At 46.5% G+C, this 26,260-nt stretch carries 19 protein-coding genes and 1 tRNA gene; 10 read left to right on the forward strand and 10 right to left on the reverse strand.

Going from position 1 to position 26,260, the window contains the following annotated elements; genetic code table 11:
* Nucleotides 1-171 precede the first annotated feature (171 nt).
* The 8 genes from D0X99_RS18565 to D0X99_RS18605 form a co-directional block, all read right to left on the reverse strand.
* Entirely contained in the window at nt 172-1,557 is a 1,386-nt protein-coding gene (locus tag D0X99_RS18565) for an efflux transporter outer membrane subunit (protein WP_119479370.1), read from the reverse strand.
* Nucleotides 1,557-4,721, reverse strand: a complete 3,165-nt coding sequence (locus tag D0X99_RS18570) for an efflux RND transporter permease subunit (protein ID WP_119479371.1) — start codon at nt 4,719-4,721, stop codon at nt 1,557-1,559. Before D0X99_RS18570 ends, D0X99_RS18565 begins: the two co-directional genes overlap by 1 nt.
* 36 nt (nt 4,722-4,757) lie before the next feature.
* Nucleotides 4,758-5,897, reverse strand: a complete 1,140-nt coding sequence (locus tag D0X99_RS18575; RefSeq protein WP_119479372.1) for an efflux RND transporter periplasmic adaptor subunit — start codon at nt 5,895-5,897, stop codon at nt 4,758-4,760.
* 324 nt (nt 5,898-6,221) lie between these two features.
* The gene (locus D0X99_RS18580; protein ID WP_119479373.1) at nt 6,222-7,094 is read right to left on the reverse strand and encodes a cation diffusion facilitator family transporter; all 873 of its coding nucleotides are present in this window, start codon (nt 7,092-7,094) and stop codon (nt 6,222-6,224) included.
* A 230-nt stretch (nt 7,095-7,324) separates the two neighbouring features.
* A complete protein-coding gene (locus D0X99_RS18590; RefSeq protein WP_119479447.1) occupies nt 7,325-8,626 on the reverse strand; it encodes an APC family permease in 1,302 nt (433 codons plus the stop codon).
* 518 nt (nt 8,627-9,144) lie between these two features.
* The gene (locus tag D0X99_RS18595; RefSeq protein WP_119479375.1) at nt 9,145-9,522 is read right to left on the reverse strand and encodes a GxxExxY protein; all 378 of its coding nucleotides are present in this window, start codon (nt 9,520-9,522) and stop codon (nt 9,145-9,147) included.
* Between the two features lie 99 nt (nt 9,523-9,621).
* On the reverse strand, nt 9,622-12,183 hold the full coding sequence (locus tag D0X99_RS18600; RefSeq protein ID WP_119479376.1) for a cation-translocating P-type ATPase: 2,562 nt from the start codon (nt 12,181-12,183) through the stop codon (nt 9,622-9,624).
* Nucleotides 12,184-12,290: 107 nt separating this feature from the next.
* The gene (locus D0X99_RS18605) at nt 12,291-12,830 is read right to left on the reverse strand and encodes a DUF4924 family protein (protein WP_119479377.1); all 540 of its coding nucleotides are present in this window, start codon (nt 12,828-12,830) and stop codon (nt 12,291-12,293) included.
* A 162-nt stretch (nt 12,831-12,992) separates the two neighbouring features.
* Between D0X99_RS18605 and lepA the strand changes: the two genes are divergently transcribed.
* The 6 genes from lepA to D0X99_RS18635 all read left to right on the forward strand — a co-directional run bounded on the left by lepA (nt 12,993) and on the right by D0X99_RS18635 (nt 19,486).
* Nucleotides 12,993-14,780 carry a translation elongation factor 4 gene (lepA, locus tag D0X99_RS18610; RefSeq protein WP_199708155.1) on the forward strand — a complete coding sequence of 596 codons (1,788 nt, stop codon included), beginning with the start codon at nt 12,993-12,995 and terminating at the stop codon, nt 14,778-14,780.
* Nucleotides 14,781-14,834: 54 nt separating this feature from the next.
* The gene (locus tag D0X99_RS18615) at nt 14,835-15,194 is read left to right on the forward strand and encodes a four helix bundle protein (RefSeq protein WP_119479378.1); all 360 of its coding nucleotides are present in this window, start codon (nt 14,835-14,837) and stop codon (nt 15,192-15,194) included.
* Between the two features lie 75 nt (nt 15,195-15,269).
* Nucleotides 15,270-16,151, forward strand: a complete 882-nt coding sequence (gene folD, locus D0X99_RS18620; RefSeq protein ID WP_119479379.1) for a bifunctional methylenetetrahydrofolate dehydrogenase/methenyltetrahydrofolate cyclohydrolase FolD — start codon at nt 15,270-15,272, stop codon at nt 16,149-16,151.
* Nucleotides 16,152-16,228: 77 nt separating this feature from the next.
* Nucleotides 16,229-16,312: transfer RNA gene (locus tag D0X99_RS18625), tRNA-Leu, on the forward strand.
* 92 nt (nt 16,313-16,404) lie between these two features.
* Nucleotides 16,405-16,947, forward strand: coding sequence for a DsrE family protein (locus D0X99_RS18630; RefSeq protein ID WP_119479380.1), 543 nt, complete (start codon nt 16,405-16,407; stop codon nt 16,945-16,947).
* Nucleotides 16,948-16,993: 46 nt separating this feature from the next.
* The gene (locus tag D0X99_RS18635; RefSeq protein ID WP_119479381.1) at nt 16,994-19,486 is read left to right on the forward strand and encodes an ATP-binding protein; all 2,493 of its coding nucleotides are present in this window, start codon (nt 16,994-16,996) and stop codon (nt 19,484-19,486) included.
* A 2-nt stretch (nt 19,487-19,488) separates the two neighbouring features.
* On the opposite strand, the gene D0X99_RS18640 is transcribed toward D0X99_RS18635, so the two are convergent.
* Together D0X99_RS18640 and D0X99_RS18645 are read right to left on the reverse strand one after the other, a co-directional pair.
* Nucleotides 19,489-20,904 (reverse strand): sigma-54-dependent transcriptional regulator, encoded by a 1,416-nt coding sequence (locus D0X99_RS18640; protein WP_119479382.1) that lies wholly within the window; start codon nt 20,902-20,904, stop codon nt 19,489-19,491.
* An 81-nt stretch (nt 20,905-20,985) separates the two neighbouring features.
* Complete coding sequence (locus D0X99_RS18645) at nt 20,986-21,303, reverse strand: hypothetical protein (RefSeq protein ID WP_119479383.1); 318 nt, start codon at nt 21,301-21,303, stop codon at nt 20,986-20,988.
* Nucleotides 21,304-21,629: 326 nt separating this feature from the next.
* On the opposite strand from D0X99_RS18645, the gene D0X99_RS18650 reads away from it, so the two are divergent.
* The 4 genes from D0X99_RS18650 (at nt 21,630) to D0X99_RS18665 (ending at nt 26,231) form a co-directional block, all read left to right on the forward strand.
* Complete coding sequence (locus D0X99_RS18650; RefSeq protein WP_119479384.1) at nt 21,630-23,513, forward strand: amidophosphoribosyltransferase; 1,884 nt, start codon at nt 21,630-21,632, stop codon at nt 23,511-23,513.
* Nucleotides 23,514-23,760: 247 nt separating this feature from the next.
* Nucleotides 23,761-24,204: a hypothetical protein gene (locus tag D0X99_RS18655; RefSeq protein WP_158587735.1), complete on the forward strand. Its 444-nt coding sequence runs from the start codon at nt 23,761-23,763 to the stop codon at nt 24,202-24,204.
* A 98-nt stretch (nt 24,205-24,302) separates the two neighbouring features.
* Nucleotides 24,303-25,358, forward strand: coding sequence for a M42 family metallopeptidase (locus D0X99_RS18660; protein ID WP_119479386.1), 1,056 nt, complete (start codon nt 24,303-24,305; stop codon nt 25,356-25,358).
* A 69-nt stretch (nt 25,359-25,427) separates the two neighbouring features.
* The gene (locus D0X99_RS18665) at nt 25,428-26,231 is read left to right on the forward strand and encodes a 3-keto-disaccharide hydrolase (RefSeq protein ID WP_119479387.1); all 804 of its coding nucleotides are present in this window, start codon (nt 25,428-25,430) and stop codon (nt 26,229-26,231) included.
* Nucleotides 26,232-26,260 lie beyond the last annotated feature (29 nt).

Consider the following 26,260-nt stretch of genomic DNA (forward strand, 5'->3'; position numbering starts at 1 on the left):
ATGGGATTTCTCCCCCGGCTCTTTTACTATTTATATTCTAGACCACCGAAATCCGAAACTTGTGTTGAGCTTGTCGAAGCATCGGTCTCCCGTCTTCGGTCTTCCAACTCTTTCACCATCGCGCTTCGATATACGCTACTCCCGTAGCTCCAGTGCTCAGCCTGACAGGGTTCACCAACCTCCCCCAAGCGCCTTGTACAGCCTTACGGAGGAAATCAACTGGTTTTCCAATGCCAGGGATTTTTCAAATTCGGAGTAGTAGAGTTCGCGCTCAGCATCCAACACTTGCAGGAAGGAAGTATAGCCGTTGTCATACAGCGCTTTGGACAGCATCAGGGATTTCTCCGTAGCGGCGACCTGTTGCTTTCTCGCGTCATATTCATTGGTATAGGTCCGGATCTCCGCCAGGGAGTTTTCCACCTCGGCAAAGGCTTCAATTACGGTCTGCTCATACTGAAAGGCATATTGCTTGGCCCGGGCCCGCTCGGCTTCCACCCGTCGCTTGTTTTGTCCAAACTGGAACAGCGGGGCTGCCAACTGACCCGTAACAGAAGCCAAACCCGCGCCCGGCACAAAGAGCTTGGAGATATCCGGGCTGGCGACTCCCAAAAATCCGGTCAAACTCAAGGATGGAAACCGCATTGCCACAGCCACTCCGATCCGTTCGGTTTGGGCTATCAGGAGTTGTTCGGCCTGCTGGATGTCCGGTCTTCGGGTCAGGAGTTCGGAAGGAAGTCCGCTTGGGATTTCCAAAGGAAGCTGCTGCTGATCGTTTTGCAATCCCCTGCGGATAGGGGAGTAGGGCCTGCCGCTCAGGATATTGATTGCATTTTCGACGAAGATAATTCCCCGCTCCAAGCTGTAGAGTTGTGCCTTGGAATCTGCGGCGATCTGCTCGGCCTGCAGTTTGTCCAGTTCGGACACTTCCCCTTTTTCAAAGCGGAGGTTGATGATTCTCAGGTATTCCAGACGGGTTTCGTAGGTTCGCTGGGTGATTTTGTAGCGCTCATCCAAGCCCCGCAGATTGAAATACAGTTCGGCAAGCTGTGCCACCAAACTGATGTAGATCGATTTGCGGTTTTCTTCCGTAGCCAGCAATTCGGCATAGGCGGCCCTGTTGGCATGTCTGAGTTTTCCCCAGATGTCAATCTCCCAGGAAACATTGCCCAACACAGAGTACGAGTTGGTGTTAAACCCTACTCCTGCTTCCGAAGCCTGCTGTCTGAAATCAGTAGCTCGTGCTCCGGCTGCCACCCCAAAGGCAGGTCCAAGATTGGCTTTGTTGTAGCCCAAAATAGCCTGGGCTTCCTCTACCCGGGCCACTGCCGTCAGCAGGTTCAGGTTGGAATCCAGGGCGTATTGGATGAGGGACTGCAAAGCGGTATCCTGATATACGTCCCACCACTTGAGATTGGTAATGGAGTCGGCGTCAGTAAGCGCAAATGTATACCCTGTCGGTGTTTTTGATTCAACGGTTTCCGGTCTGGAGTACTTTGGTCCGACGGCACAACCGGTAAGAACCAACAGAAAAACGATCGGTATGATTAACTTTTTCATCAATGAGTCGGTTCAGAAGGTGAAACAGCAGGTGAAGCAGGAGGCGTTGGTTTCTTTTTCTTTCCCCCGATACTTTCAATCAGCACATAGAGTCCGGGAACCACGATGACCCCGATGATCGTCGCAATCAAGGTTCCGCTGAAAACGGCCATTCCCATCACTTTTCGGGCTTCGGCACCGGCACCGGAGGCAGTGAGCAAGGGAACTACCCCGAGCATAAAGGCGAAGGATGTCATCAGAATCGGACGGAGTCGGAGTTTGGCGGATTCCATGGCTGCATCATAAAGCGATTTGCCCTGCTCCTCGTGGAGCATTTTTGCAAATTCCACGATCAGGATCGCGTTTTTGGCGGTCAAGCCGATTAGCATCACGAGTCCGATCTGGGCAAAAACGTTGTTCACATAACTGACGCTCCAGAGTCCTCCCAGCCACAATCCGAGGAATGCTCCCAATATCGCAGCCGGTACGCCCAGCAGTACGGAGAAGGGTAGCGTCCAGCTTTCATACTGTGCTGCCAAAATCAGGAATACGAAGACCAAGGCCATTAGGAACATGGTGCCCCCGGTACCTTCGGCAGCTTTTTCCTGATAGGACATGTTGCTCCAAGAGTACCCGATTTCCTTTGGCATTCCCGCCGCGACTTCTTCCAAGGCACGGAGTGCATCGGTGGAACTGTATCCTTCCTTCGGTGCGCCGGAAATTTCCGCAGCACGGTACATGTTGAATCGGTTGGTATAGGAAGGACCGTAATTATCTTCGACCGTAGTGATGGTACTCAGCGGGATAATTTCTCCGGCTTTGCTTCGGACATAGAATTTGGCCAGGTCATCAGGTTCCAGGCGGTTTTTGCCTTCAGCCTGCACGAAAACTTTATACTGACGTCCAAATCGGTTGAAGTCGTTGACGTAGGCACTTCCCAAATAGGTGGAAATGGTACTCGTCACCTCACTCAGGTCAATGCCCAGTTTTTCGACTTTGTCGAAATCGATCACGATCTTTTTCTGAGGGACATTGGATCGGTATAGGGTGTAAATGTTTCCGATTTCAGGACGTTTCCGGGCTTCGGCTATGAATGCCTGAGCCTGCTCGTCCAGGTATTGGGGAGAATTTCCGGATCGGTCCTGAAGCTGAAGCGTGAAACCGGCCGAGGTACCCAATCCTTCAATCGGAGGCGGGCCAAATGACATCGCAGAAGCTTCCGTTACCGTACTCCTCAAAGCCAAATTAGTCTCCTGAATGAGCTGTTTGGCTGTTTTGGTTCGTTCATCCCATGGTTTGAGCGACACAAACACAAAGGCATTGCTTGTGGAAAAAGACTGATTGAGCAAGCTGTATCCCAATACCATGGTAGAAAATTCAATTTCTTCATGCTGACCAAGAATTGCTTCCACTTTTTTGGCCACTTCATCGGAGCGCTCCAACGACGCGGCATCAGGAAGTTGGATATTCACCATGAAGTAACCTTCATCTTCCTCCGGAACAAAGCCTCCGGGAATTCCTCCGTTGAGTAACAGGATTCCACCCACCACAAAACCGATGATGATCAGGGATCGGATGGATTTTTTGGCTACGGCACCGGCAATTCCGGTGTAACCCAAGGTAAACTTGTCAAAGCCCCGATTGAAAGCGTTGAAGAAGCGTTGAAGCAATCCTTTGGATTCTTTTTTAGGCTTAAGAATAATTGCGGAAAGCGCTGGGCTCAGTGTCAATGCGTTGAAGGCGGAGAACAATACCGAGATCGCAATCGTAATCGCAAACTGCTGATAGAGTCGGCCTGTGATGCCTCCGGCAAAAGCCACCGGAACGAACACCGCCGCAAGGATCAAGGCAATCGCCACTACCGGTCCGCCCACTTCCTTCATGGCTTTTTGGGTAGCTTCTTTCGGTTTCATGCCATGCTCGATGTTATGCATTACCGCTTCCACCACCACAATCGCGTCATCGACGACCAAACCTATGGCGAGGACTAGCCCCAGGAGTGAGAGTACGTTGACTGAAAATCCCAGCATCGGGAAGATGATGAAGGTACCGATCAGGGAAACCGGAACGGTCAGCAAGGGAATCAGGGTCGCTCTCCAGTCCTGAAGGAATAGGAATACCACGATGATAACCAGCGCAACCGCTTCAAAGAGGGTATGGATGATTTCCTCAATACCCACTGAAACCGCACGGGTGGTATTCAGAGAAATGTCATATTTCAAGTCGTCCGGAAAGTATTTTTCCAGATCTGCCACAGCAGTTTCAATCGATTCGGCCACTTCCAGTGCGTTGGATCCCGGCATCTGGTACACCACAATGGTGGATGCCGCTTTGGTATTCAGTCGGCTGGAGGAGTTGTAATTGTCCAAACCGAGTTCGATCCGGGCAATGTCCTTCAAGCGAACGATGGATCCTTTTTCATCCGATTTGACAATGATGTCTCCAAATTCCTCTTCGGTAACCAATCGCTCCTGAAGTGTAACGGTATAGGTGTACTCCACACCGGCGGGGGAGGGAGGTGCACCGAATTTACCGCCAGGAGAAATCGCGTTTTGCTTTTTGACGGCATTGGACACGTCGTTTACGGTCAGATCGAGTTTGGTCAGTTGGTCAGGATCGAGCCAGATTCGCATGGAATAATCAGCCCCGCCGAAGAGAATCACATCACCGACACCTTTGACCCGCTTGAGCTGATCGACGATGTTAATGTTGGCATAGTTGTTTAGGAAAGACGCGTCGTAGGTTTGATTGGGAGAGGAAAGGGACACCAGCATCAGCGGGAATACCAGGGACTTTTTGGTGGTCACCCCGAAGTTTTTCACTTCCAAGGGCATTTTTGCACTCGCCTGAGATACCCTGTTTTGGGTAAGCATGTTGGCGTTGTCTAAGTCTGTGCCTACCTCAAAGGACACCTGAAGGGTCAGCGATCCATCGGCTGCATTGATGGATTTCATGTAGAGCATTTCCTCCACACCGTTTACCTGCTGCTCGATCGGAGTAGCCACGGCTTGCTCCACGTTGACGGCGTTTGCTCCGGTGAAGGTAGTCGTCACCTGGACCATCGGAGGCGTGATGTCCGGGTACTTGGAAATCGGGATTCCGCCCAGGGTAATCAAACCCATGATGATCATCAAAATCGAGATCACCATGGCGACTATGGGCCTTCTTATGAAAAACTCACTCATATCGTTAGGGAGAAAATTAGTGGGAAAAGATTCGGATTAGTTGCCTTTCGGAGTCCAGGCTTGCTCGACTACTTCGACTTTGGCATTGGCAGCAAGGCCAGCCGAACCCAAAATTGCTACACGGTCACCTGGTTTCAGACCCTCGGTAATAATCCAGGCGTCTCCGACTTTTTGCCCTGCGACCACGGTGGTTGCCTTCAGTGTGCTGGAATCAGATACCGTAAAAACCTGATTTAGATTTTGAAGCTGAAATACCGCCCGCTGAGGAATCAAAACTGCAGCTGCGGCAGTTTTTAGCAATACCCTTGTTTTTACAAATAGTCCCGGACGAAGCAGGCCGTTGGGATTTGGGAAGGATGCTTCAATGGTCAGTGTACCTGTTTTTGGATCGATTTCACGGTTTGCAAAATCTATTTCACCTTTTTCAGAAAAAGTCGTTCCGTCAGCCAAAATCAGTTCCACACTTCTTCGTGCACCTGCAAGTTCTTCCGGTGTCAGCTGAGCAATTCTCAAATATTCGCGTTCGCTGATTTGGAACCGAACTCTCACTCCATCGACGCTGGAAATGGTGGTTAGAACTGAAGTGCCACCGGCACGGCTTACATAGTCTCCGACCCGTACGTTGGAGATACCCACGATTCCGTCAAAAGGTGCCGTGACTCGGGTATAGCCCAATTCCACTCTTGCATTCTCGAGCATGGATCGGGTGGATGCCACATGGGCTTTTGCAGCTTCGAATTCCGCCACTGCATTGTCCAGATCCTTTTTGCTCAGGGCGTTCATTTCGGTCAGAGGACGCACCCGGCTCAATTCGCTCTCCGCACGGACCAGTTCGGTCTGGGCGCGGGTCACTTCGCTTGCCTGACGGTCTACCCGGTTTTTGTATTCGATGTCATCGATGGTGTAGAGGAGGTCTCCTTTTTTGACGACCGAACCTTCCTTGAAATTCACAGAGGTTACCCAGCCTTCTACACGGGCTCGGATATCGACATCCGATTTACCATAGACTTGGGCCACAAACTCTTCATACAAGGGGACGTCACTTTGAACTGCTTTTACCACATTCACCTGTACGGGTGGTACCACCGTGACTGCTTCTTCCTTACAGGCCGAAAGCAGGACAACGAGTGATAAAAAACCTAAAACTTGGTTTCTGACTTTAAAGAGTAATTGCATAGGATTATGATTTGGCGGGGAAAATGTCTCGGTTAATTTCTTTCTATCTGATTTGAATTTGTCCGAATTGAAAGAATCAGTTTTTGGATTTTTTAAAAATTCAGACTTTTCTGGAACATATTACCTTCAAAAGTTGAGAATTATTCCAACAAAAAACCTGAGAAAAATCAGGTCTTAAGTTGATTGAAGGACAAAATTTGAAAGAAATAGGACCAAGCGCGCATTGGCTGGGTTCAAGCTGTTGTAAATCAGTTTTTTGAAAGGTTTAGAATAGAAAAAAAATCACCAAAACCCCAAAAAAATCATTTTTGAACGTTGACGTTTTTACTTTGAAAAGGGCTCAATGTGAATCAGGACATGTCCCAGTTGGGGGATTTCTTTTCGTAGGGTGTCTTTGAGCTGATGAGCGATGTTATGGCCTTCGGTTACGCTCAGGTTGCCCAGAACTTTGGCATGCAGATCAACATGGTACTTCATGCCGGCTTTGCGGATAAAGCATTTTTCTGTCCCTTCCACACCGCTTACTGTAAGGGCCACACTGCGGATTTCTTCCATCAACTCATCGTGGTTGTTTTCGTCCATCACTTCCCCCAATGCCGGACGGAAAATACCGTAGCAATTGTACAGAATAAAGCCACAGGCGATTAAGGCAGCGTAATCGTCCGCAACTTCAAAGCCCTTTCCGCCAAATAAGGCAATCGAGATCCCGATAAAAGCGGCCACAGAGGTAATAGCATCGGACCGATGATGCCAGGCTTCTGCTTTGAGCGAGGAGCTTTTGAGTTTTTTGCTTCGCTGCATCACGATCTGAAAGGTGATTTCCTTCCAAAGTATAATTCCCGCCAGCACCCAAAGGGTCCAGGATTCAGGAAGGGCATGTGGCGTTCGGATGTTTTGGATGGATTGCCACCCGATCAGAAAGGCCGATACCACCAAAAAGACCACCACCAAAAACGTAATCAGGGGTTCAGCTTTTCCATGTCCATAAGGATGGTTTTCATCGGCAGGTCTGGCGGCATAGTTGAGCCCAAGCAAAATCAAAAATGAAGAGAAAATATCCACGGTCGACTCAATCCCGTCAGCGATCAGTGCGTAGGAGTTGCCAAAAATTCCCGCCGCAAACTTGATTGCAGCCAAACCCGCACTTCCCAACATGCTGAAAATAACGGTTCGGATTGCGAGATTGGAAGTAGACATAAAGTAAAAGTAGAGATAATGGAGGTAGAAAACGGGTCAATTTTCATTATTCGGTGTTCGATATTATTTCAAAATTGAAGAACCCGGAATCATTAAATGATTTAAATAATGAATATCGAATATCGAATATCGAATGTCGAACAAAAAGAACTCCGAACATCGAATGTTGAATATTGAAATATGATTTGATCCAAATCTGAAATCTGAAATCTGAAATCCGAAATCCAACATCAACTCTGCCTTTTCCCAAGCCAATACAGGCCAGTCCCGATCGCAATAAAAATAGCCGTCATCCAGATTGACCGCTCACTGACCTGAAGCATCAGCCAAAGACATGCTAGTATTCCCAACGCAGGAATTGCAAAACCGCCTGGAAGAATGAATTTTCCCTGTCCCCGGAATTGAGGTCGGAGCTTTGGAATCGCTGCGCAACTCATGATATACAGGAAAAGCCGAGACAAGACAGTCATCGCTGCCAACACGGTAAAGGAGCCAAAGGCTGAAAGCAGAAACGCGGAAATCCCAAAGAAAATCACTGAATTGGCAGGGGTGAGAAATTTTGGATGAACTGCTCCAAACCAAGCAGGGAGGGACTTTTCCAGTGAAAGCGCATAGGTCAGTCGGGTGGAGGAAAACATGGCCCCAATCAAATTAGCCAAAACGGATGCAACTACCCCAATCATCAAAATTACCGCACCGCTACTTCCAAAAAGTGCCGCAGATGCATCCAACAACGGGGTTTTGGAATCTGCCAAATTTGGAACAGCCACCTGGGTAACCAATTGAATGAGCATGTATAATACGGCTACTACTCCCAGTCCCAACAGCAATCCCAAAGGCATGTCCCGCTCAGGGCGCTTGGCTTCTCCAGCGGGTACCACCGCTCCCTCAAAACCCACAAAGGCATAAATCAACAGCAATGCTGCACTTCCCAAATCTGAAAACGGGGGAACCGGTGAATCAAATCTTGGAATCACCTCAGCGCCCAAAATGATAAATCCTCCCACAGGAAGCAGGATCAAAACCGCAAATTTGATGATCGTGAAGACCGTCATAGACCGGATTGATTCCACTGAACCCAAGACATTGATCACGCTGAGGCCAATACAAATCAGAGCTAATGAAATAAGCCGTCCGGTGCTTTCTCCTGCTATCGGTAGAAAATACGCGATGCTGTCTGTGAGAAGTACCGTATTGGCGGAAAAGGAAATCAAACGGGCTAGGTAATACAACCAGCCTCCCTGAAAACCTATGAATGGTCCAAATGCCAAAGTACCATACCGGACCGGACCGCCGGTTCCCCGGAAGTAACTTCCCAATTCCGCAAAACAGAGAATCACCGGCAGAATCAAAAGAGCACAAAACGCATAAATCAGTACGCTATACTCTCCGGCTAGAGCGGCTGCCCCGCTTGGAAGTCCAAAAATTCCGGCTCCGATCAGACCGTTTACTACCAGCATCCAAACGCCCCAAAGGCCGAGGTTACGGGGGAGTTTTTCCTGCGTTTCTGTTGGGTTTTGGGCGTCTGACATGTTATAGTTGGGTGAAACAAAAAATGGAAGATAATTGAATTTTGAAAAAAGTCTCTCACAGATGGCACGGATGGCCACAGATAAAGAATTCACCGTCTTTGTGGTGCTTGTTTGACTCCAGAAAGCTAAACCCAAATGGAACGAGGGGCTCCAAATTCAGGAATTAAATCATCTGTGTAGATCTGTGGAATCTGTGAGCTAAAAACTCACTTCTCACAGATGACCACGGATAAAGAATTCAAAGAATCACTGGTGAAGTGAGGCTCCGGAAAGTCAAACCCAAAAGGGATGAGAAACTCCAAATTCAGGAATTAAATCATCTGTGTAGATCTGTGGAATCTGTGAGCTAAAATTTACTTCTCACAGATGGCACAGATGATCACAGATAAAGAATTTAGAGAATCACTGTTTAAGTGGGACTCTGAAAAGTCAAACCTGAAAGGGATGAGAAACTCCAAATTCAGAAATTAAATCATCTGTGTAGTTCTGTGGAATCTGTGAGTAAAATAGGTGCTGTCTCAGTTTATTATTCTGACAATACTCTCTTTTTCAACAAGTTTGAGGGAATTGAAATTGATAAGTAAGCCAACTTTTCTCTCCGAAAGCTTTAAATAAGTCAACAGTTGTTTTTTATGCACATCGTGGATGGCTTCGACGGATTTGATTTCAATAATGATTTTTTCTTCTACTAAAAGGTCAATTCTAAAGCCTAGTTCCAAATTCACATTTTTGTACTGGACAGGTAGAGGAACTTGACTTTGGACTTTTAATCCTAAGTTAATTAGTTCAAATGCCAAAGCTGCCTCATATACGCTTTCAAGAAGACCTGGACCCAATTCATTGTGAACAGTAAACGCTGCTCCCCTGATTTTAAAAGTTAAGTCGTTGATTTCCATTAGTATGTTGAAAAATTGATTGTGTTTAAATTTATAAAAAATTAATAAATAAATAGTTGACTCAATTGATCATCTGTGGAAATCTGTGGAATCTGTGAGCTATTTTTTTATAATCCTCCTCACAAGTTTTTCCATTTCCACCGCATGGAAGACAATCAGGGCCATCCCTATGCAGAACAGCAACTCCATCAGATCAAGTGGCTGGGTTTTAAAAATATTATTGAACATTGGCAAATAGATCACTCCAAGCTGAAGAAGCATCGTCAATCCCACAGAGATCAATAGGGGCTTATTGCTCAACAATCCCTGCCGGAAAAGAAATGTACGGTCACTTCTCACTGCCATCACGTGGCCGAGCTGGGAAAATGCCAACACCGAAAATACCATCGTCTGCCAGTGCCAGCCCTGTCGGATCGCCCAATATTGGGTAAAAAGTGTCACTCCTGCCATCAACATGCCTACCCAAATGATGTGATAGCCCACCCCTTCGGCGAAAAGACTCTGTTTTGGAGGACGTGGAGGACGGTCCATCAGGTCTTTTTCAGGTCTTTCCCCAGCCAAGGCCAAGGCTGGAAGTCCGTCTGTCACCAAATTGATCCACAGGATATGAATGGGCAACAGGGGGTTTGGAAAACCTAAGAAAGGAGCCAAACCGATTGTCCAGATCTCGGCCCCGTTGCAGGTCATGATGTACTTGATAAACTTTCGGATATTGTCAAAGATCCTTCGACCTTCTTTGACCGCCCTCACAATCGTCGAAAAGTTGTCATCCAACAAAATCAAATGAGCAGCCTCTTTGCTCACATCCGTGCCAGCTATCCCCATCGCCACTCCGATGTTGGCAGCTTTGAGCGAAGGAGCATCATTGACTCCGTCGCCAGTCATAGCCACGTAGTGTCCTTTGAGTTGAAGGGTCTGTACGATTCGCAGTTTTTGATCCGGTGCCACACGGGCATAGACGCTGACTTTTTCGACCTGCTTGGCAAAATCTTCGTCATTCAGATCGGCAAGTTCGGCTCCGGTCAGCACCAGATCACCTGGTTTCCAGATTCCCACTTCTTCTGCGATGGCTTTGGCGGTAGCGTGATGATCCCCGGTGATCATCACAGGTTTGATTCCAGCAGTTTTACATTCTTGAATGGAGGTTTTCACAGTTTCCCGTGGCGGGTCGATCATGCCGACTTTTCCGAAGTATTCCAGCTCGGCTTCCAGGCTGGCCCATTCGGATTCAGCTGGAAGTTTGGGGATTAATTTTCCAGCGAAAGCCAAAACCCGCTCTCCTTTTTCTCCCCATTTTTCGGAAGACAGCGAAACCTCCTCCGCAATTGTTTTAACCTTCAAAATCCCTGAAATGGATTCAGAGGCTCCTTTGCAAAGCACCAGAACCTGGTCCCCGAATTGGTGAAGTGTACTCATCCGCTTTCGGGTGGAATCAAACGGGATTTCGCCGATTCTCGGGAATTTTTTAGCCAATTGAGAATACTTTTCTACCGAAAGTTCCTTCAGAAGTCGCTCCACCAAAGCCAGTTCGGTGGCTTCTCCTTCAGGCTTTCCCTTTTTATCCAAATGCACATCATGACATAGTCCCAAGCCAAGCTGAAGGTTGGAGAATTCGGATGAAAAGCTGTTCAGGAAATCCGAATCCAAACTGACCACGGTCATTTTGTTTTGGGTCAGCGTACCGGTTTTATCCGTGCAGATATAGGTGACCGAGCCCAGGCTTTCCACCGCAGGGAGCTTGCGGATCAAGGCCTTCTTTTTGGCTAATCTCCCCGCACCAAGGGAAAGTGCAATGGTAATCAGAGCTGGTAATGCCTCAGGAATGGCGGCAACAGCCAAGCTGACTGAAAGCAGCAAAACCTGAAAAATATCCTCACCCCGGGCCAATCCTGCCAAAAACAGCAATCCACAAATGCCCAAAACCAGATAGGAAATCACTTTTCCAAATCGCTGCATCCGTTGCTGCAAGGGGGTTACGGGAGTTGCTTCCTGAAGCAGGTTGGCGATTTTTCCGATCTCGGTTTTCATCCCGGTAGCTAAGACCAGACCTGTTGCCCGGCCATTGGTAACCAGAGTTCCTTTGAAAGCCATGTTCAGTTGATCACCAGGTGAAAGGTTTTCCTTCAAAATCGGTTCGGATATCTTGTCGACCGGAACAGATTCTCCGGTAAGGGAGGATTCATCGATTTTCAGTGAAAAAGTATCAATCAGGCGAATGTCCGCAGGGACCATATTTCCAGCTTCCAACAGGACTACATCGCCGGGAACGAGAGCCTTGGATTGTACTGTAAGGGTTTGCCCATCCCGAATGACTTTGGTATGGGTTTCAGTCAGTTTTTTCAGGGATTCCATGGCTTTTTCGGCCCGGTATTCCTGCACAAAGCCCAAAACGGCGTTGAGTACAATAATGACTAAAATGATAAGGGTGTCTGTCAGGTCGCCCACTATTCCTGATATGATCGCCGCAGCGGCTAAAATCAGGATCATAAAATCCTTAAACTGGGCCAGAAAGAGAATCCAGGCTGGTTTTTTCTTTTTCTCCTGCAGGGCATTGGGTCCAAACTCTCGGATGCGCTTTTCAGCTTCGGAATTGCTTATGCCAGGGATTCCGGAATCGAATTGCTGAAAAAGGGAAGAGATGGAATCCTGATAAAAAGGCATGGATTAGGCATTTAAGATGCCTTAAAATACAATGAAAAAGCGAGGAAAATGGGGAAGAAAGTTCGAGATAGGATTTTTTTACAGTTCATAATCAAGAACCGACTGCCTTAATTGGGCGACAAAAAAATCCGCTGCTGAAAGTTGAAATTCAGAAGGCTCAGCACCTCCCCGAAAGCCTCCGCGGCTTTGATCTGAGCATCTTCGACTTTTTTGCCCAGCAGTCGGCAAAGCAATAGGCCATAGACGCCGTTAATGCAGATCTGGATTTCATTTCCGGGATTTTCTCCGTTGACTGCGAGGATTGCTTCCAGGATAAAAGGCTTGGCTTTGGTGTAGGTTTCGAAGTAAGTCCTGTCGCTCTTCAAAAGGCCCCAATGCAGATTGGCCAAATTATCCACCAAATCCCGGAGTTCCTTGAGGTGCCCTTTTTCCAGGATTTCCTGTTCGGTCATCTTGTCCAGAAGCTCTTCAAACCAGCGGGTGATTTCTGCTTTTTCTTCATCCGAAACCGGATAATGGGCAATCACATATTGCCTGATTTCCTCCATATTTCCCTGATAGGACCGAATCAGATCCTCCATTTGGTACATGTAGATCAGGTATTCTCCGATGTTTTGTGATTTTTTCTTTTCGGCAACAGATTTCATGGAATCGGGTTATTTGAAAAGCAAAGGTAGGAATTGAAAAAAGATAGCGGTGAAGATCTTTGAATTACGCCTAGCATTGGATCAAATTCCGGTTGCTAAGTGTATTTCAAATTGCCTGTCGATCAAAGCTTCTTTTTTCCTACTTTTGCGGCACGAATAGCTATGAAAAACATTAGAAATTTCTGTATCATCGCCCATATCGACCATGGGAAGAGTACATTGGCGGATAGGTTATTGCAGACTACCAACACGGTTTCGGACCGGGAAATGCAAAACCAGTTGTTGGACGATATGGATCTGGAGCGGGAGCGTGGCATCACGATCAAGTCTCACGCGATCCAGATGAAGTACACCTACAAAGGCGAAGAATACACCCTCAACCTGATTGATACTCCGGGCCACGTGGATTTTTCCTATGAGGTTTCCCGCTCGATTGCTGCCTGTGAAGGCGCCCTTTTGATCGTGGATGCTTCTCAGGGCGTGGAGGCTCAGACCATTTCCAACCTGTACCTCGCCATGGGGCATGATCTGGAAATCATTCCAGTATTGAATAAAATTGACCTTCCCGGAGCAGATCCTGAGGTAGTTGCCGACGAGGTGATAGACCTGTTGGGTTGTAAGCGGGAGGATATCGTATTGGCTTCAGGTAAGGAAGGAATCGGAATTACCGACATCCTTGCCGCAGTGATCGAGCGGGTTCCACCTCCAAAAGGTGATCCATCCGCACCCCTTCAGGCCATGATTTTTGACTCCCAGTTCAACTCCTTTCGTGGTGTGGAAGTAATCTTCCGAATCTTCAACGGGACGATCAACAAGGGTGACAAAATCAAATTTGTCAATACCGGCAGAGAATACTTTGCGGATGAAATCGGCATTTTGGGAATCAATCAGATTCCTCAGCAAACCATGAGTGCAGGGAATGTGGGTTACCTCATTTCCGGGATCAAAGTTGCCAAAGAAGTGGCCGTCGGTGATACCATTACCCATGTCAAAAACCCATGTTCGGAAGCCATTAAAGGATTTGAAAATGTCAAACCGATGGTTTTTGCGGGGATTTATCCGGTGGATACCACCGAGTTCGAAGAGCTTCGGGCCTCCATGGAAAAGCTTCAGCTCAATGATGCTTCCTTAGTATGGGAACCTGAGACTTCTGCCGCGTTGGGCTTTGGATTCCGTTGCGGTTTCCTCGGCATGCTCCACATGGAGATTGTGCAGGAGCGTCTGGAGCGGGAATTTGACATGACCGTGATCACGACAGTGCCTTCGGTGCAGTTCCGCGCCCTGATGACCAATGATGAATATCAGGTGATCAATGCGCCATCCGACATGCCTGATCCGACACGATACAAGCACATTGAGGAGCCTTTTGTGAAGGCTTCCATTATCACAGCTGCAGAGTATGTTGGTCCGGTAATCCAGTTGTGTATGGACAAGAGAGGCCAGATTAAAAACCAGGTTTACCTGACTTCCGATCGGGTGGAGCTGCATTTTGACATGCCTTTGGCAGAGATCGTTTTTGATTTCTTTGATCGTCTGAAGACAATTTCCAGAGGCTATGCCTCCCTCGATTACGAGATGAAAGGATTCCAGCCTTCTCACATGGTCCGTTTGGATATTATGCTCAACGGCGAACCAGTGGATGCGCTCTCAGCTATTGTTCACCGGGACAAGGCCTACGACTGGGGCAAGCGTCTTTGCGAAAAGCTGAAGGAATTGGTGCCGCGTCAGATGTTTGAAATTGCGATTCAGGCGGCCATCGGTCAAAAAATCATCGCCAGAGAAACGGTGAAAGCGCTCCGTAAAAACGTATTGGCGAAGTGCTATGGTGGTGATATTTCCCGAAAGCGAAAACTCCTCGAAAAGCAGAAAAAAGGCAAGAAGCGAATGAGACAAGTCGGTAACGTGGAGATCCCTCAGGAGGCGTTTATGGCGGTTCTTAAACTAGATTAGAAATACGAAGTACGAAGTACGGGATCTAAAGAACTTCATAACTGAAATTTTAAAATGAGCCAAGCATTAAAAGACCGAACCAAAAAATTCGCTATTGATGTTTGGCTTCTTTGTTCTAAAATCCCTCACTCTCGTGAGTTTAATAATTACGTGAATCAGTTGTTAAGATGTTCAAGTTCAATTGCTGCCAATTATAGGGCAGCCATGAGAGCTAAATCAAATGCTGATTTTATAAACAAATTAAAAATTGTAGAGGAAGAGGCAGATGAAAACGAGTTCTTTTTAGAACTTCTTCAAAAATTTAATCAAGATTCATCCCTTGATGATGATTTTGTCAGACTCAATAAAGAGATCAACGAATTGATTTCGATTTTTGTCGCAAGTTTGAAAACAGCACGATCAAAATATAGATGATGAATTGAATAGGTGTGGGGCCGTATTTCGTATCTCGTACTTCTTAATTTTGACATAAAGAGAAAAAAAATCAGAATGATTCTAATAGACGGTAAAAAAACCTCCCAAGATATTAAAAATGAAATCGCTGCCCGGGTAGCAGAAATCAAAGCCGAAGGAGGAAAAACTCCTCATCTGGCTGCGGTCTTGGTGGGAAATGATGGAGCGAGTCAGACATACGTCGGAGCAAAGGTGAAGGCATGCGAAGAGGTGGGTTTCCAATCGACACTGGTTCGTCTTGATTCGTCGGTTTCTGAGGAGGAACTCCTCAAAGTAGTGGAAGACATCAATGAAAATCCGGATATCGACGGACTGATCGTTCAGCTTCCGCTTCCCAAGCACATCTCCGTGGACAAAGTCACCAACAAGATTAAGCCTGAAAAAGATGTGGATGGATTCACCCCAGCCAATGTAGGACGAATGACACTCAATTGGCCGGCTTATGTCGCAGCCACTCCTTATGGAATTGTCGAGTTGCTCAAGCGATACCAAATTGAAACTTCAGGAAAACATTGTGTAGTCATTGGCCGAAGTCATATCGTAGGTAGTCCGATGAGTATTTTGATGGCAAGAAACGGATATCCCGGAAATGCTACTGTGACTTTGACCCACTCCAAAACACAAAACCTGGCAGAAATCTGCCGTACCGCTGATATTCTGATCGTGGCGATCGGAAAGCCGGAATTTGTTACTGCCGACATGGTGAAACCCGGTGCCGTTGTGATTGATGTGGGAATTCACCGAATCGAGGATCCAAGCAAAAAGTCCGGATTCAGATTAATCGGTGATGTTAAGTTTGACGAAGTGGCACCTTTGGCTTCTGCGATTACCCCTGTGCCGGGTGGAGTTGGACCCATGACCATTGCCGCTCTGCTTTACAATACGCTTCAATCCGCCGAAAAGAAGGTTTTTGGATAAAACTGAAAAAAAGTAAAGAAATCCCTAATCAGGTTTGCTTCGATTGGCTTGGATTTCTACTTTTGCAGACCCTAAACGCGCATGTGGTGAAACTGGTAGACACGCCACTTTGAGGGGGTGGTGCCCGTTCGGGTGTGGAAGTTCGAATCTTCTCATGCGCACAAAGCCTAATCGAGAAATCGGTTAGGCTTTTTTGATTAATGGACTTTTTGAAGGTGGAATTTTCCTTACTTTTCTGATAAATACCCCTTCTATGAAAAATCTTCTCAGCACTGCGCTTTTTGTTCTTTTTTTCTCACTTGCATTTCAAGTTCAGGCACAGACGCCTCAGTTCCCGATTGTCAAAGGTTTTGGTGGGATTTATGAAATTCCCGACGCGACTGAACGTCCAGATGGCACTCTGGAATACAAGATCCTGGTGGATTTGACATCCCCTTCCGAGGACAACAAGCAGATTTCCCGATTTGTGGACAATGTCGCCAGAATGATGAATCTTCATGGATTAGCCGGTGTGACCAAGGATAGATTGAAAGTAAAAGTGATCCTCCATGGTGGAGGTATTTTTGCCTTGCTCAATGATGAGAATTACAAAAAGCGATTCGAAGTGGAGAATCCAAACCTCAAGGTTTTCGAAGCATTAAAGGCAGCAGGGGCTGATGTTATGGTTTGTGGTCAGTCTTTGATCGCCCGTAACCTGAAGACCTCAGACCTTTGGCCAGGTGTAAGAGTTGCACATTCTGCCCTCACTACCATCACTACCTATGTCCCACAAGGGTACATTTTATTGAAGTTCTGATAAGCTTGGAATAGATATTGGTTATTAATGGGCTCATCCTGACTTGATGAAGCCCTTAAAATCAATATCATACACAGGCCGAAAGGTCGTCCTAGGTTTTTTTGCAGCCACGTTTTTTTTGATCGCGGTGGCTGGGCTTACTTATATTACACTCAATCGACTGGTAGCCTCGGTTGAGCAGCTCGCTCAACCCAACCAAAAACTAGATTTACTCAATTCGCTTCAGACGGAGATTTTTCGAATTACCAGAACTGAAAGTCTTCTGGGAGATGTGCGGATCAAAGATTCCACAATTCTTGACTTGGAAAGCAAACTGAATCAATTAGACACCCTGTCAACTGATTCATTGGAGAGAGGAACTATTCAAACCATTCGAAAAAACCTCGCTCTCCTCATCAATGGATATGTGGATCTGTATGAAGTCAAAAAAAACCTGGAGATTAGAAATTTTTCTCAGGAAGCACTTCGAAGACTTGAAATCGGCATTCAGCGAAGAGCGGCTGCACTCGAACTTGAACCCTTGCGGGAGCTAAATCCCAAAAGTTTTCTCACCAATGAACTTCAGAAACAGACACAGGCTAACCTTGAGCGCCAATCGGGAATTGTAAATCCCGATGAGGATCGCATATTCAAATACCTCCTTGAATTCCAAAAGCAAAATTCTTCGGGAAACCAACCGGTCCGTGCACAAAGTCCCGACAGTGTCCTGTATTCTTTGGGAAAAATCATGGGTAGGATTTACAGGGAAGAAACAGCCCAGCGACAGGAACTTGCCAGAATCGAAACCGATCTCTTCCAAAAACAGGCGGCACTGAGTACGACAATTCAAACCCTCGTCGGAAATCTGCAAAGTCAGGCAATCAAAGTTTCCAACGAACAAAGTCAACAAGCTTCTGGGTTGGTTTTTGACGTCACCTTTTTCCTGATTATTGTGATTGTGCTGGCAGTTTTGGGTACACTTGTGTTAATTTTTTCGATCCTTCGCGAAATCCGCATCAATCAGCGTTACCAGGAAGATCTGGAAGTTTCCCGTCAAAAATCCGAAGAATTGGCCCGCTCCAAGCAGGAGTTTTTGGCCAATATGAGCCACGAGATTCGAAATCCTCTCCATGTGATTCAGGGATATCGGACCGTGTTGGAAAAAACCGAGCTCAATCCGGATCAGCAATCGCACCTCCAAATGATCGGATTTGCATCGGATACTTTGGTGGAAATTGTGGATGACATTCTTGATTTTTCAAAACTGGAAGCCGGCAAACTCAAACTGGAAAAGCATCCCTTTGACCCGATTGCGCTGTTTGGCTCGATTCAAAATCTGTTTGAACTGAGTGCTTCAGAGAAGAAACTCAGATTTGACTGGGTTTTGGAATTACCGGATGGGTTATGGCTGATCGGGGACGAGCTGAGACTCAAGCAAGTCCTGAACAATCTGCTTAGCAATGCTTTCAAATTCACCAAGGAAGGTGGAATTGAGGTGCGGGTTCGCTGGGTTTCAGGGCACCTGACCGTGGAAGTTAAGGACTCCGGAATCGGAATGAGACCTCAGGAATTGGAAAAGGTTTTTCAGGAATTTGATCAGGCAGATACCTCGATTTCGAGAAAATTTGGGGGAACGGGACTTGGCCTGGCGATAGTTCAACGAATGGTCAATCTCATGAAGGGAAAATTGGAAGCCGAAAGTGAGCTTGGTAAGGGAACGGTGATGCGCATCAAGATTCCAGTGGAAGCCACCGAAATTCCAGAGTGGACAAAATCGGATGAAGCTGATCAAACGATTGATTTGACAGGGCTAACTCTGCTGTTGGTGGACGATGACCGGGCAGGGTTGAGGTACCTCGAGACGGTGCTGAATTACTTCGGGGCCCAAGTTGTCTCGTATCCTGGAGGAGTGGCTTTCAGGGATGAGTTTGTACCGGCAGAGTTTGATTTGGCACTGATAGATATTCAGATGCCTGAGTTTTCCGGTTTCGATGTGGTTCAAAAACTCAAATTCATTCCTCAGTTTAAAGAGTTACCTGTGCTGGCAATGACGGCGAATGTTTTTATCGAGGAAAGAGAAAAGCTTCTGACCTTTGGATTCGCAGATTTTATTTTGAAACCCTTTCAGGAAAATTCTCTGGCAGCGAGGCTTGGTAAATTCTTCCCGGATCGGATCAGGGTGACGAAAAGCAGAGAAGCCCGCGGTGAAGATGACTTTTCGCTTCCCTATCAACTTAACGATTTGGAAAAGTTTTGCATGGGAGATGAGGAGTTACTTCAGGAGATTCTCCGGGACTTGATCCGGGATACAGAGTCTGACCTTCAAAAATTAAAGAAAGCCAGGCTGAACAACCGGTGGGAAATGGTTTTTGAGATTTGCCATCAATTGGGCAGCCGATTGGGGCAAATCAAAAGTCCCGCAGGGCCTTTGGCCAGAAAGGTGGAAAGAAATTTGAAAATCAATTCCAAAACCGGGATTCAAGAAACGCTGAAAATCCTCGACGAAAAGGCCAGAGAAACATTGAATGCTTTGTCTGAAAGATTAGGCCAGTCAGTCTGATTTTACTCCAGTCCGTATTTTTCCATTTTACTGTACAGTGTTTTACGATCCATTTTCAGGATTTTGGCAGTCTTGGATTTATTGAACCGGGTGTCCTGCAGGACTTTTTGGATAAGTTCTTTTTCCTGTTCCTGAAATTGAGATTTGTAATCTCCAGCAGAAAATGAATTTCCGCGGGCCGGAAGGGGAGAGTGATAGTCTGCAGGTACCTGAAATGGGCTTTCATGGGATTGAAAATTGACCAGCTCCGCAGGTAGAGCATCTGTTTCGATCAGATTTCCCTGACTCAGCAAAACAGCTCTTTTGATGATGTTTCGGAGTTCACGGAGATTTCCTGGCCAATCGTAATGGTAAAAAACCTCCCAAACATCGGTCTGGAGGCCTTGGACGGACTTGGAAAGCCTTTGATTGCTTTCCGCCAAAAAGCCCTTTACGAATTGTTCCAGATCGGCTTTCCGGTTTCTCAAGGGGGTGGCATGAAGGGTAAATTCATTGAGCCGGTGATACAGATCTTCCCGAAAAATCCCATCGCCTGCCTGGGAGAGCAGGTTTTCATTCGTGGCGGCGATGATCCGGACGTCGATTTCGATTTCTTTATTGCCTCCTATTTTTCGGATTTTCCGTTCCTGAATTGCTCTTAACAGCTGGATTTGAACATCATAACTCAAGTTTCCCACCTCATCCAAAAAGATGGTGCCTCCGCTGGCAGATTCAAAATGCCCCGTTTTATTATCCAAGGCTCCGGTAAAAGCTCCTTTTACGTGGCCAAAAAGCTCAGATCCGGCCAATTCTTTTGGGAGAGCACCGCAGTCTATGGCAATAAAAGGCCCGTTTTTTCTCCCTGAAAGTTCATGGATTCGCTTTGAAATCAATTCTTTGCCGGTGCCCGTTTCACCCAGTACCAGCACGCTTAGATCGGTTGGAGCCACTAATTGGATGTGCTTTTCAAGTTTTTGGGCTTCCAGGGAATCTCCGATTACATAAGGTGATGGGGAAGTTGACTTGATGTACTCGATTTTTTCAGAGGATTGGTCACTTGGGGACGGTTGGACTTGAACCTTTTGGGCTAAGGACTCCCGAACGGTCGCCAATAATTCGTCTGGGTTGATGGGTTTGGTGATGTATTCGAATGCTCCCAGCTTCATCGCTTTGATGGCGATCCGGATGTCGGAATAATTGGTGATCAGGATTACCTGTAACTGGGGGAATTTCCCTTTTGCCCATTGAAGGAGTTCCATGCCTGTACCATCCGGAAGCCTAAAATCAGCGATCAGAAGGTCAAATTTCTCGTTGCCTAGAATCGTTTGCGCTTCTTTTACTTTGGTTGAGGTTTGAACCGTGAATCCGTTTTTTTCCAAGAAGGTTTTTACGATTCGGGAAAAGGTCAAATCATCCTCTACTAATACGATGCGGGCCATGCTTGGGGAGTTTTTACAATGGGTTACAAAAAAAGCACCAGACAAGTGTCCGGCGCTTTTAATTAAAGGGGATTTAGCAACTTACTCCTTTATTTTTTTTCCTTCAGCGTCATAAGTTTGGTCCATTTTCTCACCCTGACCTTTGTCAAAGCTTACCATGAAGTGAACTGATCCATCGGATTTGGTGATTTTCCAGGCTCCCGTTACAGTAGCTGTTTTGAGGGATTCGTCTTGAGTAATGGCTGTTTTAACCGGTGTAGGCAGATCATCAGGTTTGATCTGAACTTTCTCTTCCTGAATTGAAAACTCAATTGGATCAGTGGTTACTCCAGCGATAGATGGTGTGGCGATGACAGCTCCTGCTGCCAAAATCGCAGTAATTAAAAACGACTTTTTCATGGTGTTAAAATTTTTGGTTTAGAATACTATCAGAGTCCGGATTCTGATTTCGGAAATTTGTTTTCCGATTGATTTATCCTGTTGCATAGGCCATGCCAATGCGGTTTTTTTGATTCTGAAGCTATTTTTTGAAAAATACAACCGGGAAAACTGGGGAAGATCTCCCCAGCTTGAGGCTCAGAAATTGAAAAATCTCCAATCAAATGCCCTGATTCATAAATGATCGGTCAGCCATAGATAATTCTTCCAAAGAGAACTTTTTATCGGGAATAAATCTTTTGAAATCACTTACCTTTGAAGTCTCCAAAGAACCTTCGCCCTTCTCCATGAGTGATGCTATAAAACATGAGTGCGGAATAGCCATGATCAGGCTCCGCAAACCCACTCAATATTACATCGACAAGTACGGAACCGCCTCATTTGCAGCCAACCGACTCTATGTCCTGATGCAAAAGCAGATCAACCGAGGACAAGACGGTGCCGGAGTTGCAAACATCAAGATCAACACCAAGCCGGGAACCCGATACATCAGTAGGTACCGCTCGATAGAAACTTCAGCGGTCAACGACATCTTCGATAAGATCAACAAGAAGTACAAAAAGGCCAAAAAACTTGGCGGCCATGATGCCCTCAGTGACGGGGAATGGCTTAAAGAACATATCGCATTCTCGGGTGAAGTTTGGCTAGGCCACCTTCGCTACGGAACCCACGGGGAAAACAGCATCGAAACCTGCCACCCTTTCCTCAAGCAGAATAACTGGAGAAGCCGAAACCTGGTCATGGCCGGCAACTTCAACATGACAAACAACGAGGAACTTTTTGGAAAACTCGTCCAGCTCGGACAGCACCCTAAGGAAAAAACCGATACCGTCACCGTGATGGAAAAAATCGGACACTTTTTGGACGAAGAGAATCAGCGCATTTTCGACAAATACAAGCACAATCACACCAACGAACAGCTTACACACATCATCGAAAATGAACTCGATGTGGCCCGAATCCTTCGCAGATCCTGCCGGGATTTTGACGGGGGATATGCCATGGCAGGAATGATTGGCAACGGGTCTGCATTTGTGGTCCGCGATCCTTCCGGAATCCGTCCTGCATTTTATTATGCGGATGATGAAGTCATCGTGGTGGCTTCCGAGAAACCCGCCATCAAGTCTGCTTTCAACATTGACTTCAAGGCGATCAAGGAAATCAAACCGGGACATGCTTTGGTGATCAACAAAGACGGTAGCTACGATGAGTCGGAGATTTTACCCGCCAGAGAAAAGAAATCCTGTTCCTTCGAGCGGATTTATTTCTCCAGAGGCACCGATCCGGGAATCTATCAGGAGCGAAAAAACCTGGGCAAAGCCCTGATTCCTCAGATCCTCAAAGCTATCGATTTTGATCTGAAAAACACCGTGTTCTCTTACATTCCCAACACCGCGGAAACCGCATTCTTGGGTATGATCGAGGGACTGGATGAATACCTGGTGACCAAGAGAAAAGAAGTTCTACTCGATGGAAAGCCCCATGTGGGTGATTTGGATGAGTTGCTGAGCTTCAGGCCACGGGTTGAAAAATTGGTCAGCAAGGACGTCAAGCTCCGGACCTTCATCACCAGTGACGAAGATAGGGACTCCATGGTAGCCAGTGTGTACGATACAACTTACGAAGTGATTCGCCCGGGTGTGGATACACTCGTGGTGATTGACGACAGTGTGGTGAGAGGGACGACTTTGGAAAAGAGCATCCTGACCACCCTCGACAAATTGAATCCCAAGCGGATCGTAATCGTCTCTTCCGCTCCACAGATCCGCTACCCGGATTGCTATGGGATTGACATGTCACGAATGAAAGAATTCATTGCATTCCGTGCTGCGATTGCCCTGCTCAAAGAGCGGAAAATGGACAATGTACTCGACAAAGTGTACGATGCCTGCATTGCCCATCCACACGGGAATGACAACCATGTCAAGGAAGTGTACAGCTACTTTACAGATGAAGAAATTTCGGATAAAATAGCGGAACTGGTGACTTCTGCTGAAATCCGGGCTGATGTCAAGGTGATCTTCCAAACGGTGGATAACCTTCATAGGTGCATTCCCGACCACTTAGGCGACTGGTATTTCACCGGAGACTATCCGACTACAGGCGGTACCCGGGTAGTCAACAAGGCCTTTGTGAATTACATGGAAGGCAAGACGGTAAGGGCGTATTAACTCCAGAAACTTAAGATTTCTATAAGTGGCTGAATGGTTTCATTCAGCCTTTTTTTTGAATTTGAAAATCAACAGCTTAGGTTTTTTAACAAAAGTTTAATGTAACGTAGTTTGCTTTTTTAGATTTTCAGATTCTTATTTTCTAAGAAATTTTACGGCCATAAATTTTTCGTTTCAAAATCACTAACCAATTCAAAAAGAACTATTGTTTTATTATGAGTAAAAATTATTTCAGATCAAATCAGACTTGAGGGCTAAATTGAAATCAGTAGGTTTTATTTTTTTTATCATCACCATTCTTTCCAGCTGCTCACTCTGGGAAAGGAAGCAATTCGAATACACCTATCAGCAAATCAATGAAAATGAGATTTTGGTGGATTTCACTAAAATCAATCCTGGTTCTTGGGATACGCTTTTGCTAATTCCTCCATATACTACCTCTGATCAAATCAGAGTGGGATACTTAGATAGTGAGTATTTGGAACAAATTGCACTGGCCGACTGGATTATTGCAGCTGCTTATTTGGAAAATGGAAATATGACGGCTTATTCGTCTTGTTCAAGAAGTCCCACGGATCTTGATCAAGTATTAGAAGATCAGGATTCAGTTTTGACGAAGAAATTCCCACGGTCAAAAGCCGTTTTTAGATTTATCAAAGGCGAGGATGGTACCTATAAATTGAAACAATAAGTTGACTGGCTAAAAAGGTTTTCCAGAACCGGAAGTGGAATTTATCCCTTCCGGTTTTGTTTTTATGGCTATTTTCGAAAAAAAGAAGAACACTACCTATGAGCGAAATAAACGTACCCTTATTAAAGCAAATCTGTGAAATCGCCGGGGCACCGGGTTTTGAAAAACGGGTCAGAGACTTGGTCATCGAGCTGGTGACTCCTTTGGCAGATGAAGTCAAAACCGACAATATGGGCAGTGTCATTGCAGTAAAAAAGGGCAAACGAAACCCGGATGGAAAGCGCGTTATGGTGGCTGCCCATTTGGATGAAATCGGCTTTATTGTCACCCACATCGATGAACAGGGATTTTTAAGATTCCACACCTTGGGAGGGTTTGATCCTAAGACGCTCACAGCTCAGCGAGTGATTGTGCATGGCAAAAAGGACCTGGTTGGAGTTATGGGCAGCAAACCGATTCACGTGATGTCGGTGGAGGAACGGGCCAAGCTGCCCAAGACCACCGATTTCTTCATTGATCTTGGGATGACCAAGGCTGAGGTTGAAAAGTACATTACCATTGGCGATCCGGTGACCCGTGACCGCGAACTGATCGAGATGGGCGATTGTGTCAACTGCAAATCCATCGACAACCGGGTGGCGGTCTTTATCCTGATCGAGACCTTGAAGCAACTCGAAAATCCCGCCTACGATGTCTATGCGACTTTTACCGTGCAGGAAGAAGTTGGGCTTCGCGGAGCCAATGTAGCCGCGCACGGGATCAATCCGGATTTTGGAATTGCGCTGGATACTACGATTGCATTTGACGTACCGGGTGCTTTGCCTTATGAAAAAGTGACCGAACTCGGCAAAGGATCAGCCATCAAAATCATGGATGCCAGTACGATCTGTGATTATCGAATGGTGGAATTCATGAAGCAAACTGCGACCAAGGAGGCAATTTCCTGGCAACCGGAAATCCTGACCGCAGGAGGCACAGATACCGCCGGCGTGCAGCGCATGGGCAAGCAGGGGGCGATTGCTGGAGCGATTTCCATCCCGACGCGTCACCTGCATCAGGTGATCGAAATGGCCCATAAAAAGGATATTTTCGATTCGATCGCTTTACTCAAGGCCTGCCTGGAGCAAATCGATACCTACGATTGGAGCCATTAATATTTCCCAAACCCTCCAAATGACTCTGCTCTTGGAGGGTTTGTTGTTTTAAATCAACCCAAAAAAACCATGAAGAAAGCACTCATTAGTTCCTGTCTTTTAGTTTTGATTCTGGTTTTTTCATTTCTGAAAACCAAGGAAAATCCTGCCTCCATTGATGCAGGCAAGTCGGAATGGAAAGTTTTGTTCAACGGGAAGGATCTCACAGGTTGGACACCCAAGATTCACCATCACGAAGTTGGGGACAATTATGCCAATACCTTTCGGGTCAAGGACGGAGCGATAGTCGTGGATTATGAAGATTATGGGGATTTTGATAATCGGTTTGGACACCTGTTTTACGAAAAGCCCTTTTCCAGCTTTCATCTCAAATGGGAGTATCGGTTTACCGACCAATTCCTGGAGACAGCACCAGGCTATACGTTCCGTAATTCCGGAATTATGTTCCATTCCCAGGCGCCGGAGACGATTTTGAAAGAGCAGGATTGGCCGATTTCAGTCGAATATCAGATGTATGCGGAGGAGAAAGAAGGAGTAGCTCGCCCAACCGGAAATATGTGTTCTCCTGGAACTGATGTGGTTTTTGAGGGAAAAATTGACCCTCGCCACTGCATCAATTCCTCCTCACCAACCTTCAAATGGGATGAATGGGTGAAGGCAGAACTAATCGTCTATGGGGACTCGATTGTGCACCATTTGGTAAATGGAGACACTGTCCTGACTTACAGTAAACCCCAAATCGGTGGCGGGGTAGCCAACCGTTTTAACCCAGCAATTAAAGTGGACGGCACTCCCCTCAAATCCGGCTATATTGGCCTGCAAAGTGAAGGGCAGGGGGTAATGTTTCGGGAGATTAGGATTAGGGAGTTATAAAAAAGATCCAGAGTCGAAAGGCTCTGGAT

This window comes from Algoriphagus lacus (genome assembly GCF_003583985.1).
Lineage (GTDB): Bacteria > Bacteroidota > Bacteroidia > Cytophagales > Cyclobacteriaceae > Algoriphagus > Algoriphagus lacus.